This window comes from Polaromonas sp., assembly GCF_029945925.1.
Lineage (GTDB): Bacteria > Pseudomonadota > Gammaproteobacteria > Burkholderiales > Burkholderiaceae_C > Polaromonas.
The window spans coordinates 15,566-32,515 of record NZ_JAQSDN010000042.1 but is presented as its reverse complement, the minus strand read 5'-3'; the positions used below and the strand labels follow the sequence as shown (position 1 = coordinate 32,515).

General features: G+C 64.3%; 15 protein-coding genes. 6 read left to right on the top strand and 9 right to left on the bottom strand.

Translation table 11 applies throughout. The features are described 5' to 3' along the window. Positions 1-7: 7 nt before the first annotated feature. The 7 genes from PSV40_RS13530 to PSV40_RS13500 form a co-directional block, all read right to left on the bottom strand. Complete coding sequence (locus PSV40_RS13530; protein WP_300538454.1) at positions 8-283, bottom strand: K+/H+ antiporter subunit F; 276 nt, start codon at positions 281-283, stop codon at positions 8-10. Beyond that, the gene (locus PSV40_RS13525; RefSeq protein ID WP_300538449.1) at positions 280-798 is read right to left on the bottom strand and encodes a Na+/H+ antiporter subunit E; all 519 of its coding nucleotides are present in this window, start codon (positions 796-798) and stop codon (positions 280-282) included. Before PSV40_RS13525 ends, PSV40_RS13530 begins: the two co-directional genes overlap by 4 nt. Further along, positions 798-2,435, bottom strand: coding sequence for a monovalent cation/H+ antiporter subunit D (locus PSV40_RS13520; protein ID WP_300538447.1), 1,638 nt, complete (start codon positions 2,433-2,435; stop codon positions 798-800). Before PSV40_RS13520 ends, PSV40_RS13525 begins: the two co-directional genes overlap by 1 nt. Continuing rightward, entirely contained in the window at positions 2,432-2,797 is a 366-nt protein-coding gene (locus PSV40_RS13515; RefSeq protein WP_300538444.1) for a Na+/H+ antiporter subunit C, read from the bottom strand. Before PSV40_RS13515 ends, PSV40_RS13520 begins: the two co-directional genes overlap by 4 nt. Beyond that, complete coding sequence (locus PSV40_RS13510; RefSeq protein WP_300538441.1) at positions 2,794-5,658, bottom strand: monovalent cation/H+ antiporter subunit A; 2,865 nt, start codon at positions 5,656-5,658, stop codon at positions 2,794-2,796. Before PSV40_RS13510 ends, PSV40_RS13515 begins: the two co-directional genes overlap by 4 nt. A 171-nt stretch (positions 5,659-5,829) precedes the next feature. Next, entirely contained in the window at positions 5,830-6,918 is a 1,089-nt protein-coding gene (locus PSV40_RS13505) for a calcium/sodium antiporter (protein WP_300538438.1), read from the bottom strand. Positions 6,919-6,939: 21 nt separating this feature from the next. Then, the gene (locus tag PSV40_RS13500; RefSeq protein WP_300538435.1) at positions 6,940-7,548 is read right to left on the bottom strand and encodes a YqhA family protein; all 609 of its coding nucleotides are present in this window, start codon (positions 7,546-7,548) and stop codon (positions 6,940-6,942) included. Between the two features lie 145 nt (positions 7,549-7,693). Between PSV40_RS13500 and acs the strand changes: the two genes are divergently transcribed. After that, on the top strand, positions 7,694-9,694 hold the full coding sequence (gene acs / locus PSV40_RS13495) for an acetate--CoA ligase (protein ID WP_300538432.1): 2,001 nt from the start codon (positions 7,694-7,696) through the stop codon (positions 9,692-9,694). Between the two features lie 295 nt (positions 9,695-9,989). Here acs and PSV40_RS13490 read toward each other — a convergent pair whose 3' ends face one another. Then, on the bottom strand, positions 9,990-10,304 hold the full coding sequence (locus tag PSV40_RS13490; protein ID WP_300538429.1) for a c-type cytochrome: 315 nt from the start codon (positions 10,302-10,304) through the stop codon (positions 9,990-9,992). Positions 10,305-10,418: 114 nt separating this feature from the next. Between PSV40_RS13490 and PSV40_RS13485 the strand changes: the two genes are divergently transcribed. Then, positions 10,419-10,658, top strand: coding sequence for a TIGR04438 family Trp-rich protein (locus PSV40_RS13485; RefSeq protein WP_293594784.1), 240 nt, complete (start codon positions 10,419-10,421; stop codon positions 10,656-10,658). 202 nt (positions 10,659-10,860) lie between these two features. Here PSV40_RS13485 and ilvD read toward each other — a convergent pair whose 3' ends face one another. Next, on the bottom strand, positions 10,861-12,570 hold the full coding sequence (gene ilvD, locus PSV40_RS13480) for a dihydroxy-acid dehydratase (protein WP_300538426.1): 1,710 nt from the start codon (positions 12,568-12,570) through the stop codon (positions 10,861-10,863). Positions 12,571-12,691: 121 nt separating this feature from the next. Here ilvD and PSV40_RS13475 point away from each other — a divergent pair, with 121 nt between their 5' ends. The 4 genes from PSV40_RS13475 to PSV40_RS13460 all read left to right on the top strand — a co-directional run bounded on the left by PSV40_RS13475 (position 12,692) and on the right by PSV40_RS13460 (position 16,940). Continuing rightward, positions 12,692-13,606 (top strand): LysR family transcriptional regulator, encoded by a 915-nt coding sequence (locus PSV40_RS13475; RefSeq protein ID WP_300538423.1) that lies wholly within the window; start codon positions 12,692-12,694, stop codon positions 13,604-13,606. A gap of 49 nt (positions 13,607-13,655) precedes the next feature. Further along, positions 13,656-14,462, top strand: a complete 807-nt coding sequence (gene lgt, locus PSV40_RS13470; RefSeq protein WP_300538421.1) for a prolipoprotein diacylglyceryl transferase — start codon at positions 13,656-13,658, stop codon at positions 14,460-14,462. 322 nt (positions 14,463-14,784) lie between these two features. After that, positions 14,785-15,453: a GntR family transcriptional regulator gene (locus PSV40_RS13465; RefSeq protein ID WP_300538418.1), complete on the top strand. Its 669-nt coding sequence runs from the start codon at positions 14,785-14,787 to the stop codon at positions 15,451-15,453. Further along, on the top strand, positions 15,450-16,940 hold the full coding sequence (locus PSV40_RS13460) for a malonyl-CoA decarboxylase (RefSeq protein ID WP_300538415.1): 1,491 nt from the start codon (positions 15,450-15,452) through the stop codon (positions 16,938-16,940). The genes PSV40_RS13465 and PSV40_RS13460 overlap by 4 nt, the downstream gene beginning before the upstream one ends. The last annotated feature ends 10 nt before the right edge of the window (positions 16,941-16,950 follow it).

Sequence of the window (16,950 nt, the reverse complement as noted above, 5' to 3'; positions counted from 1 at the left end):
CTTCGTCTTATTCGATCACGTCGCCGCGGGTCAGGTAACGCGCCAGCGCCACGGTGGAAGCAAACCCGAGCATGGCCATGACCAGGGCCGCCTCAAACAGCACGGGCGTCTGCAGGCGGATGCCCAGCAGGACGACCAGCGCCACCGCATTGAGGTAGAGCGTGTCGATGGCCAGTATGCGGTCGGTGATGTGGGGTCCGCGCATCAGGCGCCAGGCGCACAGTGCCATGGACAGGGAGATCGCGCCGACGGCGACATTGAGCGCGAGGATCAGGATACTCATGGGCTTGCTCCGGGGGTGTCTGGCCGGGGTTCGAAAATGGCCAGCAGCGGGTTTTCGTACCGCGCCTTGATGTCGGCCGCCATCTGGAGCGGATCGCTGCAATCGAGTGCATGAACCAGAATGTGTTTGCGTTCTTCGTCGATCAGGCAGGAGACCGTCCCCGGCGTGGTGGTGATGATGCTGGCCAGCAGGGAGATGGCTGTCGGGTGGCTCAGTGCCAGTGGCACCGTGACCCAGGCTGGCTGCGGCCTGGACAGGGGCCCCAGCACCAGCCGCGCCACCGTGATGTTGGACACCACGATGTCCCACAGCACGACCAGCGCCAGACGCAGTGCAGGTGCAAAACGCAGGGTTGTTGTGACCGGCAGGAAGTTGTGCAGCAGGCGCGGTACCAGCAGGCCGATCAGCACGGCCGAGATCAGGTGAAACGGTGCCAGCGTATGTTGCAGCAGCAGCCAGCTGACGGCCAGCAGCACGGACAGCCAGGGGTGGGCGAACCAGGGTACTTTTTTCATCACTGGCCTTTCGCTGCGGGCAGCCGCACCTCGCCCTCGCCGCCGCGGTAGGGCCGTGTGGTGGCGGCCTCTGCCCCGCCGACCGGGCCCAGCACGGCCCGGGCGTAAGCGGCCCGGTCGGCCAGCTGCAAGGCTGCGGCGTCGGTGTACCGCTTGAGCGGGGAGGCCGCCACGGCAAGCAGCACGCTGAGCGCCAGCAGGCCCAGCGTCGCCAGCGTGAGGCGCGAGCTGGTGCCCGGGCGGACCGCCAGGCCGTGCGTCGGCAGCACGCTCCAGAACAGGATGGAGCCGGCTCGCGCCAGACCGATCAGCGTCAGGAAGCTCACCACCAGCACCACCGTCCAGACCCACGCGTGGGCCGGCGTAGGCGCCGAGCTTTCGAGAATCATCAACTTGCCGAGAAAGCCGGGCAGCGGCGGCAGGCCAGCGACGGAGGCCGCACCCAGCAGGGTCATCAAGCCCAGCAGCACGGGCTGTCCCACGGGTGTGGCCGGCTGCAGCCGGCCGCCGGCTTCACCGCGCTGGGAGGCCACGAGTTCGACCAGCAGGAAAAGCGCAGCAATCACCAGCGTGCTGTGCACCATGTAATAAAGCGCGGCCGACATGGCCTGCGGGGTGAAGAGGCCAATACCGGCCAGGATGGTGCCGACGGACGCCACGGTGAGGTAGGACACCAGCCGCGTCAGGCTGTGCGCCGCCAGCGCGCCCAGCACGCCGAGCGTCATGGTGATCAGCGCGACCGGCAGCAGCCAGGGCTCGGCGGCCAGCGCGGCGTGGCCTGCGCCTTCACCAAGAATCACCGCATGCACGCGGATGATGCCGTACACACCGACCTTGGTCATGATGGCAAACATCGCGGCGACGGGTGCGCTGGCTGCGGCATAGGTGCCGGGCAGCCACAGGTAGAGCGGCACGATGGCCGCCTTGAGGCCGAACACGATCAGCAGCACCAAGGCCCCGGCCTTGAACAGGGTGGCCTCCGGGGCGCCGAGTTGGGCCACACGCAGCGCCAGGTCAGCCATGTTGAGGGTGCCGGTCACGCCGTAGACGATGGCCAGGCCAACCAGAAACAGCGCCGAGGCCACAAGGTTGAGCACGACATAATGCACGCCTGCCTTGAAACGCTCCCGCCCCTGGCCATGCACCAGCAGCACATAGGAAGCAATCAGCAGCACTTCAAAAAACACGAACAGGTTGAACAGGTCGCCCGTCACGAAAGCGCCCGACACCCCCATGAGCAGGAAGTGGAACATGGTGTGAAAGTGGCGGCCGTGCGTGTCCCAGCCACCGGCGGCGTACCACAGCACCGGTACCGCGATGGTCCAGGTCAGGGCCAGCATCAGGGCGCTGAGCCGGTCGATGACCAGCACGATGCCAAAGGGCGCCGGCCAGCCGCCCAGGGGGTAAACGGTCAGTGTTCCTGTGGCGGCTTCGGTCATGAGGCGCCAGGCCAGTACGGCACCGAACACGACCGAGACCAGGCTGAGCAGGCGCCTGCGTTGCAGCAGCGGCCCGCCGTGGCTGGCTTCGCCACCCTGGTCGCCCATGAGCAGCAGGGCCACGGCCGTGAACAGCGGCAACAGCACCGGCAACACCGGCAGGTGGGTGGAAAACAGCGCGTTCAGCAGGTCGGTCATGCCGCCTCGTCCCTGGCCTTGCCAGGGCCATGATCGGGCTCGTGCCCGTCCACATGGTCGCTGCCGGACTCGTGGCGGCTGCGCAGCGCCAGTTCAATCACAAAGCCCGTGGTGGCGAAGCCGATCACGATCGCCGTCAGCACCAGCGCCTGGGGCAGCGGGTCGGCGACGCGCCCCGTGGCCGACAGAATGGGCGCGGCATCCTGCCAGAGGCGGCCCATGGCGAAGATGAACACGTTGACGGCATAACCCAGCAGACTCAGGCCCAGCACCACTGGCCAGGTGCGCCCGCGCAGGATCAGGTAGATGCCTGTGGCCGTGACGACGCCGATGCCGCTGGCCACCAGAAACTCGAGGCTCATGCCTGGTCCCCCCCGGTGGCGCGTGGCGTCTGGGTTCTGCCGGATTCGCGGGTGACCATGCCCAGGGTGGACAGCGTCAGCAGCGTGGCGCCGACCACGGTGATGTACACGCCCAGGTCAAACAGCGCGGCGGTGGCCAGTGGGATGTCTCCCAGCAAGGGGACATGGGGATGGCCATGGGCGCTGGTCAGGAAGGGCTGGCCAAACACAAAGGCCCCGACACCCGTGAGCCCTGCGATGCCCAGGCCCATGCCGATCCAGCGCACGAAGCGGCTTCCGCCATCGGCCCGCAGCAGGGCCTCGGCGCGCGACTGGCCCATGGCCATGTATTGCAGCACCAGTGCCACGGCGGTGATGAGCCCGGCAATGAAGCCTCCGCCGGGCTGGTTGTGGCCGCGCATGAAGATGTAGAGCGTGACTACCAGCGCCAGCGGGAGCACCACACGTGCAGCCACGCGCAGCATCAGCGGCTGGGCGGCAAAAGTCCAGGCCAGGCCTTGGTCATCGGTTGCCGGGCGCCGTGTTCGCATGCCGTCCATCAGCGCCAGCACACCGATGGCCGCGATCCCGAGCACGGTGATCTCGCCGAAGGTGTCGTAACCGCGGAAGTCAACCAGGATCACGTTGACAACATTGGTGCCTCCGCCGGCAATGGCCGACTGGTTGAGGAAGTACCAGGCGATCGAATCGTGGTCGCGTGTGAGCATGACCCAGGCCAGCCAGGCGATGCCCGCGCCGCCGCACAGCGCGAGCGCGGCGTCGCGCGTGCGGCGCCCGGTGGACGACTCGTGCGGAGAATGCCGGGGCAGCAGTGCCAGCCCCATGAGCAGCAGCACGGTGGAAACCACTTCCACGGTCAGTTGTGTGAGCGCGAGGTCGGGGGCCGAGAAACTGACGAAACCCAGCGCTGTCACCAGACCGACCACGCCGACGACCACCACCGACTGGAAACGCTGGTGGTGGTACAGGACCAGCCAGGCGCAAGCCAGCAGCAGCAGGCCCCAGACCACCAGCGCAGCGAGCGACACCGGCAATAAAACACGCGAACCGGTACCGGGTGCCTCACCCGACAGCAGCGGCACGGCCGCCACCGCCACCGTGGTGATCAGCATCCAGGCGATGTAGCGTTGCAGCGAGGCTGTTTCCAGCTTGGCGGTGAGGCGGCCGGCGATGTTGAAGAGCCGGTCCGAGCCGCGGCTAAACAGATGCAGACCGGTCAGCAGGCCGAACCAGTTTTCGGAATTCAGGCGGTGCAGGAGGCGGCCGCGCGCCAGCATGAAATACAGGCCGGCGCCGCCGGCCAGCGCCAGCACGCTCAGCAGCAGCGGCAGGTTCAGGCCGTGCCAGATCGCCAGCTGGTAGGCGGGTGGGGCGGTGCCCAGCATGGCGGTGGCGGCGACCAGCACCATGGGCCCGAGGAGCAGCGAAGGGAGCAGGCCGACCGCCACGCAGATCCCCGCCAGCAGGATCACCGGGGCTTTCATGCCCAGGGGCGGTTCGTGCGGATGCGCATGGGGCAGGTCGCGTGCTGGTCCGTTGAAGAAGATGTCGTGAACCAGCCGCACCGAGTAGGCCACGCTGAGCAGCGCGGCCAATGTGGCGACGGCGGGCACCAGCCAGCGCCAGCCGCCGGCCTGGGCGAAGCTCACGGTTTCGGTCAGGAACATTTCCTTGGACAGGAAACCGTTGAAAAGCGGCACGCCCGCCATGGCGGCGGCGGCCACCATGGCCAGCGTTGCGGTCCAGGGCATGAGGTGGCGCAGACCGCCGAGCAGGCGCATGTCCCGCGTGCCGGTCTCGTGGTCCACGATGCCGGCAACCATGAACAGCGCTGCTTTGAAGCTGGCATGGTTGAGGATGTGAAACATCGCCGCCACGGCCGCCAGCGGCGAACCCAGCCCGATCAGGAAGGTGATCAGCCCCAGGTGGCTGATGGTTGAATACGCCAGCAGGGCCTTGAGGTCGTGCTTGAAAATGGCGATGAAGGCTGCAAAGGCCATTGTGACCAGCCCGGTGACGGATACGATGCCGAAGAAAAGTTCGGTGCCGCCTATCACGGGGGTCAGGCGGGCCATCAGGAAGATGCCGGCCTTGACCATGGTGGCCGAGTGCAGGTAAGCCGACACCGGTGTGGGTGCTGCCATGGCCTGGGGCAGCCAGAAATGGAAAGGGAACTGCGCGCTTTTGGTGAAGCAGCCGAGCAGAATCAGGATCAGCGCCGCGGGATAACGGCTATCGGCCTGGATACGTGCGCCCTGGTCCAGCATCTGGCTCAGCTCGTAGGTGCCGGCCATCTGGCCCAGCAGCACAAAGCCGCCCAGCATGGCCAGGCCGCCGCCGCCAGTGAGCGCCAGCGCCATGCGCGCTCCTTCGCGCGACTCGGCGCGGTGGTTCCAGTAACCGATCAGGAGGAAAGAGGAAATGCTGGTCAGTTCCCAGAACACGATCAGCAGCAGCAGGTTGTCCGACAGCGCAATGCCCAGCATGGCGGCCATGAACAGCATCAGGGTGCTGAAAAATTTCCCGACCGGATCTTCCTTGCCCAGGTAGAAATGCGCGTAACAGATGATCAGCAGGCCGATGCCGGTGATCAAGAGCGCAAACATGAGCGACAGGCCGTCCAGCCGCAGGCCGAGATTGAGGCCGATCTCGGGCACCCATGCGGTGAAGCTGGTTTGTGCCTGTCCGCCCATGATGGCGGGCGCCTGGGCCAGCAGCAGGATCAAGCTGGTGGCAGTGACGCCGGCTGCCAGCCAGGCGGTTCGGCTGCGCTGGCTGGAAGACGGTTGTGCGGCTGAGCCGGACCAGGCTGTCAGCACAGTGCCTACAAGCAGCGGAAGGAAAATGATCAGCAGTAGCAAAGTTTTTAATTTTTCAGTGTCAATGGCATTCTAGGGGCTGCATCTGCATTGGCCCTTCGAGAGGTGTGAATATCCCGGCGTGGCGGCCGCAGGCCCATCTCCCAGGCGGCTTCAAGCCCCTGCGCTCACCGCACCGTGCCGGCCCGGTGGCATGCCGGTCACCCCCATGCCTCAGGGCGGGTTTTGTGCCGGCGGCGCACGCCGGATGAGCACCACGATCAGCGTGACCACGGTGATGGGAATCACAAACCCCATCATGGCCATGGAAAATACGCCCAGCGCACCGTGCTGCTGGTTGGCCAGAACCAGATAAACGACATAGGCCACATAGTAAAGGACGAACACGCCACCTTCCCAGCGCGCAATTTCGCGGCCGGTCAGAAACACGGGCAGGCAGGCCAGGGCGACTGCCATCATGACCCAGAGGTCGAAGTTGAGCAGGGCAGTGGGCACGACCAGCCCCAGGTTGCCCGAGAGCATGGCGGCCAGACCGAGGCATCCCAGAATGTTGAAGGTGCAGCTTCCCACCACGTTGCCGACGGCGATGTCGCGCTCGCCCTTGATCGCGGCCATCAACGATGTCGCGACCTCGGGCATGGACGTGCCCGCCGCGACGATGGTCAGGCCGATGACCAGGTCACTGATGCCCAGGGCTTTGGCAAAAACCACCGACGCGCTCACCAGCCATTCAGACCCCAGCACCAGCAAGCCAAGCCCGACGACGATCAGCAGCAGCTGGACAGGTAGCCTGGCATCCCAGCCGCCGGGCCGGGCCGGAAGGAGCTCGGCGGCGTATTCGTCCTGCGCCGCCCGTGTCTCCTTGCGCGACTGGATGATCAGGAACACGGTGTAGGAGATCAACAGCGCGAACAGGATGGCGCCATCGATGAAGCCCAGCCTGTTGTCCAGGGCAAAGACCAGCAGGAGCAGGCTGGCGCCTACCATGATGGGCACCTCCTGGCGAATCAGCTGGATGTTGACCACCAGCGGGGTGACCAGCGCCGACAGGCCCAGAATGAACAGCACGTTGAAGATGTTGCTGCCGACCACGTTGCCCAAGGCCAGGTTGGTCTGGCCATTGAGGACCGCGCCGGCGGAAACCGCCATCTCCGGCGCGCTGGTCCCGAAGGCCACGATGGTCAGTCCGACGACCAACGGTGAAATGCCAAAAGACAGCGCCAGCTTCGATGCGCCGCGTACCAGCAGCTCGGCGCCCGCCACCAGGCCGATCAGGCCGCCTATGAACAGCAGGATGGTCATGCGGTGCTTTCGTGCGAGGGGTCAGTGGGCGGGGGGCTCGGCGCGGCTCATCAGCTTGTCCGTCAGCGCAATGGCCAGGGCGCTGAGCAGGAACACCACGTGAATGATGGTCTGCCACATCAGCACCTTCACATCGTAATTGGCGGCGTTGATGAAGGTCTTGAGCAGGTGGATGGAGCTGATGCCGATGATGGCGGTGGCGAGCTTGACCTTGAGCACCGAGGCATTGACATGGCTGAGCCATTCGGGCTGGTCCCTGTGGCCTTCGAGGTTCATGCGGCTCACAAAGGTCTCGTAGCCGCCCACGATCACCATGATCAGCAGGTTGGAGATCATGACGACGTCGATCAGCGCCAGCACCACCAGCATGATGATGGTTTCGTTGAGCTCGCTCACCTGGATGTCGGACTTGTAACCTATGCTGGTGACCAGGGCCTGCAGCGCTGTCTGGCTGCCAAAGACCGCCTCCAACAGATGCACAAGTTCGACCCAGAAGTGAAAGACGTAAACCGCCTGGGCGGCTATGAGCCCCAGGTACAGCGGCAACTGCAGCCAGCGGCTGGCGAAAATGATGTTGGGAATGGGGCGCAACGGCGAAGCCTTGGGGGGGATGGGTTGGGGTTCGGACATGGTGCTTGGGGTTTCTACGGATTTGCCGGATTGTAGGCGGGCGGGTGAGTCTGGTGTTAAATGGGGAGAGACGCCGTCAGTGCACTGTAAGTGCCGAACATGACATTTAGCAGCGATTCAACTATAAACCCAGGAGACCATCACCATGAGCGCGCCTTCATCATCCGCCATCGAATCCACACTGGTTGAAAATCGGGTCTTTTTCCCCAATCCGGAGCTGGCCAAATCCGCCCGCATTTCCGGCATGGACGCCTACCAGGCGCTGTGCGCCGAAGCCGAGAAAGACTTCGAGGGTTTCTGGGCCCGGCTGGCGCGCGAGAACCTGAGCTGGAAGAAGCCCTTCACCCAGACACTGGACGAGTCGAACGCGCCGTTCTACAAATGGTTTGCCGACGGTGAGCTCAACGCCTCCTGCAACTGCCTGGACCGCCACCTCGGCACCGCCACCGAGAACAAGAAGGCCATCATCTTCGAGAGCGACGACGGCAAGGTGACCAACGTCACCTACAAGGAACTACACGGCAAGGTCTGCCAGTTCGCCAACGCGCTCAAGGCCATGGGCATCAAAAAGGGCGACCGCGTCATCATCTACATGCCGATGACGGTGGAGGGCGTTGTCGCCATGCAGGCCTGCGCGCGCATAGGCGCCACCCACTCGGTGGTGTTCGGCGGCTTCTCCGCCAAGAGCCTGCAGGAGCGCATCCAGGACGCCGGCGCGGTCGCGGTGATCACCGCCAACTACCAGTTGCGCGGCGGCAAGGAGTTGCCGCTCAAGGCCATCGTCGATGAAGGCATCGCCATGGGCGGCTGCGAGTCGATCAAGAACGTGATCGTCTACCAGCGCACGGCCACGGCCTGCAATATGGTGGCCGGGCGCGACAGCCTGATGCACGAGGTCACGTCAAAGCAGCCGGCCACCTGTGAGCCGGAATTTGTCGGCGCGGAACATCCGCTGTTCATCCTCTACACCTCCGGCTCGACCGGCAAACCCAAGGGTGTGCAGCACAGCACAGGCGGTTATCTGCTGTGGGCCAAGCTGACCATGGACTGGACCTTCGATATCCAGCCGTCCGATGTGTTCTGGTGCACGGCCGACATCGGCTGGATTACCGGCCACACCTACGTGGCTTACGGCCCGCTGGCGGCTGGGGCGAGCCAGGTGATCTTCGAGGGCATACCGACCTTCCCGAACGCAGGCCGCTTCTGGCAGATGATCGAAAAACACAAGGTCAGCATTTTCTACACCGCGCCGACCGCGATCCGTTCGCTGATCAAGGCGGCCGAAGCCGACGAAAAAATCCATCCGGCGCGCTCTGACCTGAGCAGCCTGCGCATTCTCGGCACGGTGGGCGAACCCATCAACCCCGAAGCCTGGATGTGGTACTACAAAAACGTCGGTGGCGAGCGCTGTCCGGTGGTCGACACCTTCTGGCAGACCGAAACCGGCGGCCATATGATCACGCCGCTGCCGGGCGCGACGCCCCTGGTCCCCGGCAGCTGCACCTTGCCGCTGCCCGGCATCATGGCAGCCATCGTCGATGAACTCGGCAAGGACGTGCCCAACGGCTCCGGCGGCATGCTGGTGGTCAAGCGCCCCTGGCCGTCGATGATCCGCACCATCTGGAACGATCCCGAGCGTTTCAAGAAAAGCTATTTCCCCGAGGAGATGGGCGGCACCATGTACCTGGCCGGCGACGGCGCGGTGCGCAGCCTTGATCGCGGCTACTTCCGCATCACCGGCCGCATCGATGACGTGCTCAACGTCTCCGGCCACCGCATGGGCACCATGGAAATCGAGTCGGCGCTGGTGTCGCATTCGGCGCTGGTGGCCGAGGCCGCGGTGGTGGGCCGGCCGGACGACCTGACGGGCGAAGCGATTGTGGCCTTTGTGGTGCTCAAGCGTTCGCGGCCGACCGGCGACGAGGCCAAGGCGATTGCGAAAGAGTTGCGCGACTGGGTCGGCAAGGAGATCGGACCGATTGCCAAGCCGAAAGACATCCGTTTCGGTGACAACTTGCCGAAAACCCGCAGCGGGAAAATCATGCGCCGCCTGCTGCGCGGCATCGCCAAGGGCGAGGCCATCACCCAGGACACCTCGACTTTGGAAAACCCGGCGATCCTGGATCAGTTGTCTGAAAACCTTTGAGCCGGGTTTCAGCGCAGGCTGACAATTGCCCGCAGGGCTTGTCACGCCGTAGCTAAAATCCCGCCATCCTCGATCAACTGTCGGAAAACCTTTGATCGAGGGCGGCGCAAGCCGCGTCAGCGAAGCTGTGGCGGGATTGGGGGACACTCATATCGCAAAGCGATGTGAGGTGGCCACAAAACCCGGCGATCCTGGATCAGTTGTCGGAAAACCTTTAAGCGGCGGTGCCAGGAGCGCCTCGCCCATGAAAAAAGCCCGTTGATCCAACGGGCTTTTTTGTGCTGGAGGGCCGGGCTTATTTTTGCGTCATGACCCAGGCCGCCAGTTTCTTGGCATCGTCGGCATTGACCTGGGCATTGGCCGGCATGGGCACAGGGCCCCACACGCCAGCACCGCCCTTGACGATTTTTACAGCAAGCTTGTCAACGGCGTCCTTCTGACCCGCGTATTTGGCTGCCACATCCTTGTAGGACGGACCCACCAGCTTGGTCGCCACGGCATGGCAGGCCATGCAATTTTTGGCGGTCGCCAGTTGCAGGTCAGCCAGCGCCGGGGTGGACACGGCAAAACCTGCGGCCAGGGAAGCAATCACTAAGCAGAGACGTTTCATCGTTAAACCTCGTGGGGGGAGTTATGGATTCGGTTACAGTCGTTCAACGTCATTGTAGTGGGCCGGGTTGACCTTGCTTTCAAAGGGTTACCACAGGTTTTTCAGGAGTCAGCCATGTTTTTTCTGTTGTTGGGCATCGTCGGCATTGCCTTGAAGTACCTGGAGGTCGCGCCGGTGGCGGGCTGGCCCTGGTGGGTGGTGCTGGCGCCGTTCGGCTTGGCGGTGCTCTGGTGGTGGTGGGCGGACAAGTCCGGCCTCACCGAAAAGAATGCCATGGAAAAAATGGAAAAACGCAAGAAGGAGCGGATTGACCGGCAACGCGATGCCATGGGGATGCTCAAAAAAAGGAAGTAGATAGAGCCCCCACGTTCGCTCACTGCGTGTAGCTCTCTGCCCCCCGAGGGGGCGCTGCGCCTGCGGGCCGGCGGAGCCGGACCCGCGGCCCCTGCTTGAAGGGGAACCCGCTTGCTTCGCTCGCTCCTCTTACGGGTGATTCGATAAAAAGCCCCTGCAGACCTGCAGGGGCTTTTTTAATAGACGGTGCGCTGTTGCGATCTCAATAGTCGTCGAGTACCGCGCCCTTGCTGGCGCTGGAGGCGTTGAAGGCGAACTTGGCCTGCACGCCGCGGATGTAACGCGGCAGGGGTGCTTTCCAGCCCTCCTTGCGTTTGGCCAGTTCGGCGTCGCTGATGTTCAGTTGCAGCAGCAATTGTTTGGCGTCGATGGTGATCGAGTCGCCTTCGTTGATGAAGGCGATGTTGCCGCCGGCGGCCGCTTCCGGTGCGACGTGGCCCACCACCATGCCCCAGGTGCCGCCCGAAAATCGGCCGTCGGTGATCAGGCCCACGCTTTCGCCCAGGCCCGCGCCTATCAGCGCGCCGGTCGGTGCCAGCATTTCCGGCATGCCGGGGCCGCCCTTGGGGCCGAGGTAACGCAGCACCATCACGTCGCCCGCGACAATCTTGCCGGCCAGAATGGCCTCGAGCGCTGACTGTTCGTCGTCAAACACGCGGGCCGGGCCGGTCATCACCGGGTTTTTCAGGCCGGTGATCTTGGCGACGCAGCCTTCGGGCGAGAGGTTGCCCTTGAGAATGGCCAGGTGACCCTGGGCGTACATTGGCTTGTCGATGGGGCGAATCACTTTCTGGTCCGCGCGCGGGGCATCGGGCACGTCTTTCAGCACCTCGGCAATGGTCTGGCCGGTGATGGTCAGGCAGTCGCCATGCAGCAGGCCGGCCTTGAGAAGCATCTTCATGACCTGCGGAATGCCGCCGGCCTGGTGCAGGTCCACCGCGAGGTATTGGCCGCTGGGCTTGAGGTCGCAGAGCACCGGGGTTTTCTGGCGCACGCGTTCGAAGTCGTCGATGGTCCAGTCCACGCCGGCGGCATGGGCGATGGCCAGGAAGTGCAGCACCGCGTTGGTCGAGCCGCCGGTCGCCATGATCACGGCGACGGCGTTTTCGATGGACTTTTTGGTCACGATGTCGCGCGGCTTGATGTTCTTGCGTATCGCTTCGACCAGCACCTTGGCCGACTCTTTGGCCGAGTTCATTTTTTCGTCGTGCGGATTGGCCATGGTCGACGAGTAGGGCAGGGAAATGCCCAGCGCCTCGAAGGCGGACGACATGGTGTTGGCCGTGTACATGCCGCCGCAGCTGCCGGTGCCGGGAATCGCGCGGCGCTCGATCTGCAGCAGGTCCTCGTCGCTCATGCGGCCGGCCGCGTGTTCGCCCACGGCCTCGAAGACGCTGACGATGTTCAGGTCCTTGCCCTTGTAGTGGCCCGGAAGAATGGTGCCGCCATAGACGTAGATGGCCGGCACGTTGGCGCGCAACATGCCCATCAGGCCGCCCGGCATGTTCTTGTCGCAGCCACCGATCACCAGCACACCGTCCATCCACTGGCCCTGCACGCAGGTCTCGATGCAGTCGGAGATCACTTCTCTGGAGACCAGCGAGTACTTCATGCCCTCGGTGCCCATGGCCATGCCGTCGGAAATGGTCGGTGTGCCGAACACCTGCGCATTGCCGCCGGCTTCCTCGATGCCGTCAATCGCGGCATCGGCGAGTTTTTGCAGGCCGCTGTTGCAGGGCGTGATGGTGCTGTGCCCGTTGGCGACGCCGACCATGGGTTTCTTGAAGTCCTCGGCCTCGTAACCCATCGCGTAGTACATCGAACGGTTCGGTGCGCGCGAGGTGCCTTCGGTGATGTTTTTGCTGCGGCGGTTGATAGCGTCGCCGACGCTGTCTTTGTCCTGTTGTGTCATGGGGTGTCTCTGCGGTGGGGAAGGTGGGGAAGGAGGGGAAGGTGAGGCAAAAGGCAGAGTATGCGCCGCCTCGTCAAGCGCCTCCAATATATTTTTCAGGTTGCATTAATATGTATGGCGTATGACTACCCCGACCATTGAACTCCGGCTCTGGCGCCAGTTTGCGGCTGTGGCCGAAGAACTGCATTTCGGCCGTGCCGCGGCGCGCCTGCACATGACGCAGCCGCCGCTGACTCAGGCGATTGCCCATCTGGAAAAGCTGCTGGCGGTGCGGCTGTTCGATCGCACCAAACGCAGCGTGCACATGACGGCGGCGGCCGTGGCGCTGCTGCCGCAGGTGCTGGACCTGCTGGCGCGCGCGCAGGCCCTGCCCGAGCAGGCGCGGGCGGCGGCGGCCGGTGAAGTCGGCCGCCTGCGGCTGGCGTTCGTATCGACCGCCGGGTTTTCATTGCTGCCTGCCTGGGTGCGGGCTTTTCGCGAACATGACCCGCAGGTCCATCTGGAACTGCTCGAGGCCACCGGCGACATGCAGTTGCAGGCTTTTGAACACCATGACATCGACGCCGGAGTCATGCTGCATTCCCCGGGTTTTGCGCCGCCGGGCCTGACGCGCCGGCTGATTGCCCGGGAACCGCTGGTGCTGGCGCTGGCCGAGCAGCATCCGCTGGCTGCGAAGGCGTCCCTGGCGCTCGACGAGGTGCTGGCGCTGCCGCTGGTGATTTTTCCGCGCCGCATCCTGCCCTCGCTGTATGACGCGATCTTCGGCATGTACCATGCCGGCGCGCAGTCACCGCAGGTGGCGCAGGAGGCCATCCAGATGCAGACCATCGTGAACCTCGTGTCGGCCGGCCTGGGTGTGGCCTGGGTGCCCGACAGTGTGCGGCAGTTCCAGCGGCCCGGCGTGGTGTACCGCAGCGTGGCGGGTAAAAAAGGTCGACCCGTGCCGGTCTGCGAGACCAGCCTGTTCTGGCCTGCGGACGCTGCCAACCCCTGCCTTCAGCGCCTACTGGCGTTTGCCCCGGCGCTGCCGGACTGACGGCCCTGCGCCTCGCCTGCCGCGGGCGCACACTGGCACAATAAGCCGCATGCTGATTCACCCCACCATCGATCCTGTCGCCCTGCAGTTGGGGCCGCTGGCCATCCACTGGTATGGCCTGACTTACCTGGCGGCCTTCGGCCTGTTCCTGTTTCTTGGTTTGCGCCGCCTGCGACATGAACCCTATGCGTCGATGACCGGGGCGGCCGCCTGGGGCCGCAAGGACATCGAGGACATCCTTTTTCTGGGAGTGATGGGGGTGGTGGTGGGCGGGCGCATCGGCTACTGCCTGTTCTACAAGCCCGGTTATTACCTGGCGCATCCGCTTGAAATTTTTTACGTCTGGCAGGGCGGCATGAGTTTTCACGGCGGCCTGATCGGCGTGCTGGTCTCGCAGGTCTGGTTTGCCCGCACGCGGCAAAAGCCCTGGCTGCAGGTGATGGACCTGGTCGCGCCCTGCGTGCCCACCGGGCTGGCGGCAGGGCGGGTCGGCAACTTCATCAACGGCGAGTTGTGGGGCCGTTTCAGCAGCCCCGATCTGCCCTGGGGCATGGTGTTCAAACACAGCGGCTCCATGCTGCCGCGCCATCCCTCGCAGGTTTACCAGTTCCTGCTGGAAGGGCTGCTGCTTTTTGTGCTACTGTGGCTGTATGCACGCAAGCCGCGCAAGACCGGACAGGTGTCGGCGGCGTTTCTCGTCGGTTACGGCGTGTTCCGTTTCATTGCCGAGTTTTTCCGCGAGCCCGATGACTTCCTCGGCGTGCTCGCGCTGGGCATGAGCATGGGCCAGTGGCTGTGCCTGCCGATGATCGCGGCCGGCGTCTGGCTCTGGTTGTGGGCTGAAAGAAGAGCCTGAAAACGGTGGCATCCCTTGCTGGTCGGTTGCATGCAGCTATATTTTTGATAGCTGATTCAGGCCCGAAACACTTGTGGCAGCGGTCGCCTCCCTTTCCTGACATCGCAGAAACCACGGGTTTTCACCTGCTGGTTTGTCGTTGAGGCAGCTTGCGCTCCACGGGCTTGCTCATCATAATTATGCGTAATTACAGGAAATTACGGATCAGATAGCCAAAAAGAACGGGGGAACGAGGGGCCGGCAGAAGCGAGGCTCCCGCCAACCGCCAACCGCCAGACCCGACCGGGCCTTCTCCGCCACACGACGACCAACGGATACCACCATGCGACTCGTCCAGAATTCATTGCACCAGGAAGTGGCTGCCACCCTGCGTGAGCAGATTTTTGACGGCACCTACGCGCCCGGCAGTTTTCTGGACGAGCTGGTCCTGTGCGAGCGGCTGCAGATTTCCCGCACGCCGCTGCGCGAGGCGCTCAAGGTGCTGACGGCGGAGGGGCTGCTGCGCCACGAGCCGCGGCGCGGCTGCTTCATCAGCGAAGTCACCGAGAAAGACCTGGACGATATCTTTCCGGTGATTGCGCTGCTGGAAGGCCGCTGCGCCTACGAAGCTGCGCGCAATGCGAGCGGCGCCGATCTGGCGGCGCTGGATACCCTGCACGAGCGGCTGGCCGGCCACGCCAAGGCCGGTCGCATCAACGAGTATTACGACACCAATTTCGCGATCCACGAAGCCATCATCACGCTGGCCGACAACCGCTGGCTGGCCACGGCGATTGCCGACCTGCGCAAGATCCTCAAGCTGGCGCGTGCGCAGCAGCTGCATGCGCCCGGGCGGCTGGCGCAAAGCCTGTCGGAGCACATGGCGGTGTTTGCCGCGCTCAAGGCCCGCGACAGCGAAGGTGCCGACGCGGCCATGCGCACCCACCTGACGCGCCAGCGCGAAGCCTTGCGCGAACTGGCCCGCCATCAGCGCACGAGGGTGGCCTCATGACCGCCGCCGACTGGCTCAACCGCAGCGTGTCGCGCTTTTCAAGCGAGAAAAAAGTGAGCTCCAAACCGGCTGAAGCCGCCGCGGTGCCTGCGCCAGATGCTCCTAAAAAAGTAGCGTCCGTCGCCTCGCCGGAGGCGCCGTCGCCAGTCCGCTCTACCCGCGAACGCCTGAAGGCCACCTTGCGGCAAAAGGAGGAGGCGCTGTCGCCGCGCGTCCTGCGCCGCACGCTGGAGGAGCTCAAGGCCATCGTGGACCCGCAGGTCAGCGAAGTTGAAGGCGGCCGCCGCGCCAAGGGTGTGGCCGGCTGGTATGCCGGGGCCGCATTGAACGAGCGGCGCGACATGTGGCTGCTGATGAGCGAGCAGTTTGTGGCCGATGCGCAGAAGGTCAAGCTGGCGCAAGCGCAGTTTGCCGCCGCGGTGGGCACGCCCGACGAGGCGGTAGCGGAAGTGCGCTACCGCCGCGCCACGGTGTCGCCGCGCAGGCGTCTGCTGCAGCGCTTCAGCGCGTTTCCGGAAGGCATACGTTTTCTGGTCGACATGCGCGCCGACATGTTGCCTTACCTCAAGGCGGACAGGCGGCTGCAGGCGCTCGATGTCGAGATGGAGTACATGTTTTCGACCTGGTTTGATGTGGGTTTTCTGGACCTGCGCCGCATCAGCTGGGACTCACCGGCATCGCTGATCGAAAAGCTGATCAAGTACGAGGCGGTGCACGACATCAAGAGCTGGGCCGATGTGAAAAACCGGCTCGACAGCGACCGGCGCTGTTATGGGTTTTTCCACCCGCGCATGCCTGACGAGCCGCTGATTTTTGTCGAGGTGGCCCTGATGGACGAGATGGCCGCCGGCATCACGCCGCTGCTGGACGAGTCGGCCGCACCGGCGGATCTGGCCAGGGCGACCACCGCGATTTTTTACTCCATCAGCAACACGCAGGCGGGCCTGCGCGGCGTGAGTTTCGGTGACTCGCTGATCAAGCGCGTGGTGGAAACTCTGCGTGCCGAATTTCCGAGGCTCAAACACTTTGCGACCCTCTCGCCGATCCCCGGCTTCCGTCACTGGCTGGGAAAAAATGCCGGCGCGATGCTGGCGCTGCTCGATGACAAGGAACGCACCGCGCTGGGCCGGGCCATCGGCTTTGAACCCCCCACCGCGCAGCATTTCCTCACCGCCGCCGACAATGCGCCGTCTCTGGACGACAAGTCGCCGGTGCGCCGCATGTTGCTGCGTTGCGCGGCGCATTACCTGGGGCGCGAGCTCGACGACGGCAAGCCGCTCGATGCCGTGGCGCGTTTTCACCTGGGCAACGGTGCGCGCATCGAGCGGCTCAACTGGATGGGCGATCCGTCGGCCAAGGGACTCAAGCAGTCCTGCGGCCTGATGGTCAACTACCTCTATGACCTCAAACGCCTGGACAAGCACAGGGCGCTGCTGTCACAGGGGAAAATCCCCGTATCGGGTGACATCGAAGATTTGTATATTTGATCGAGACACC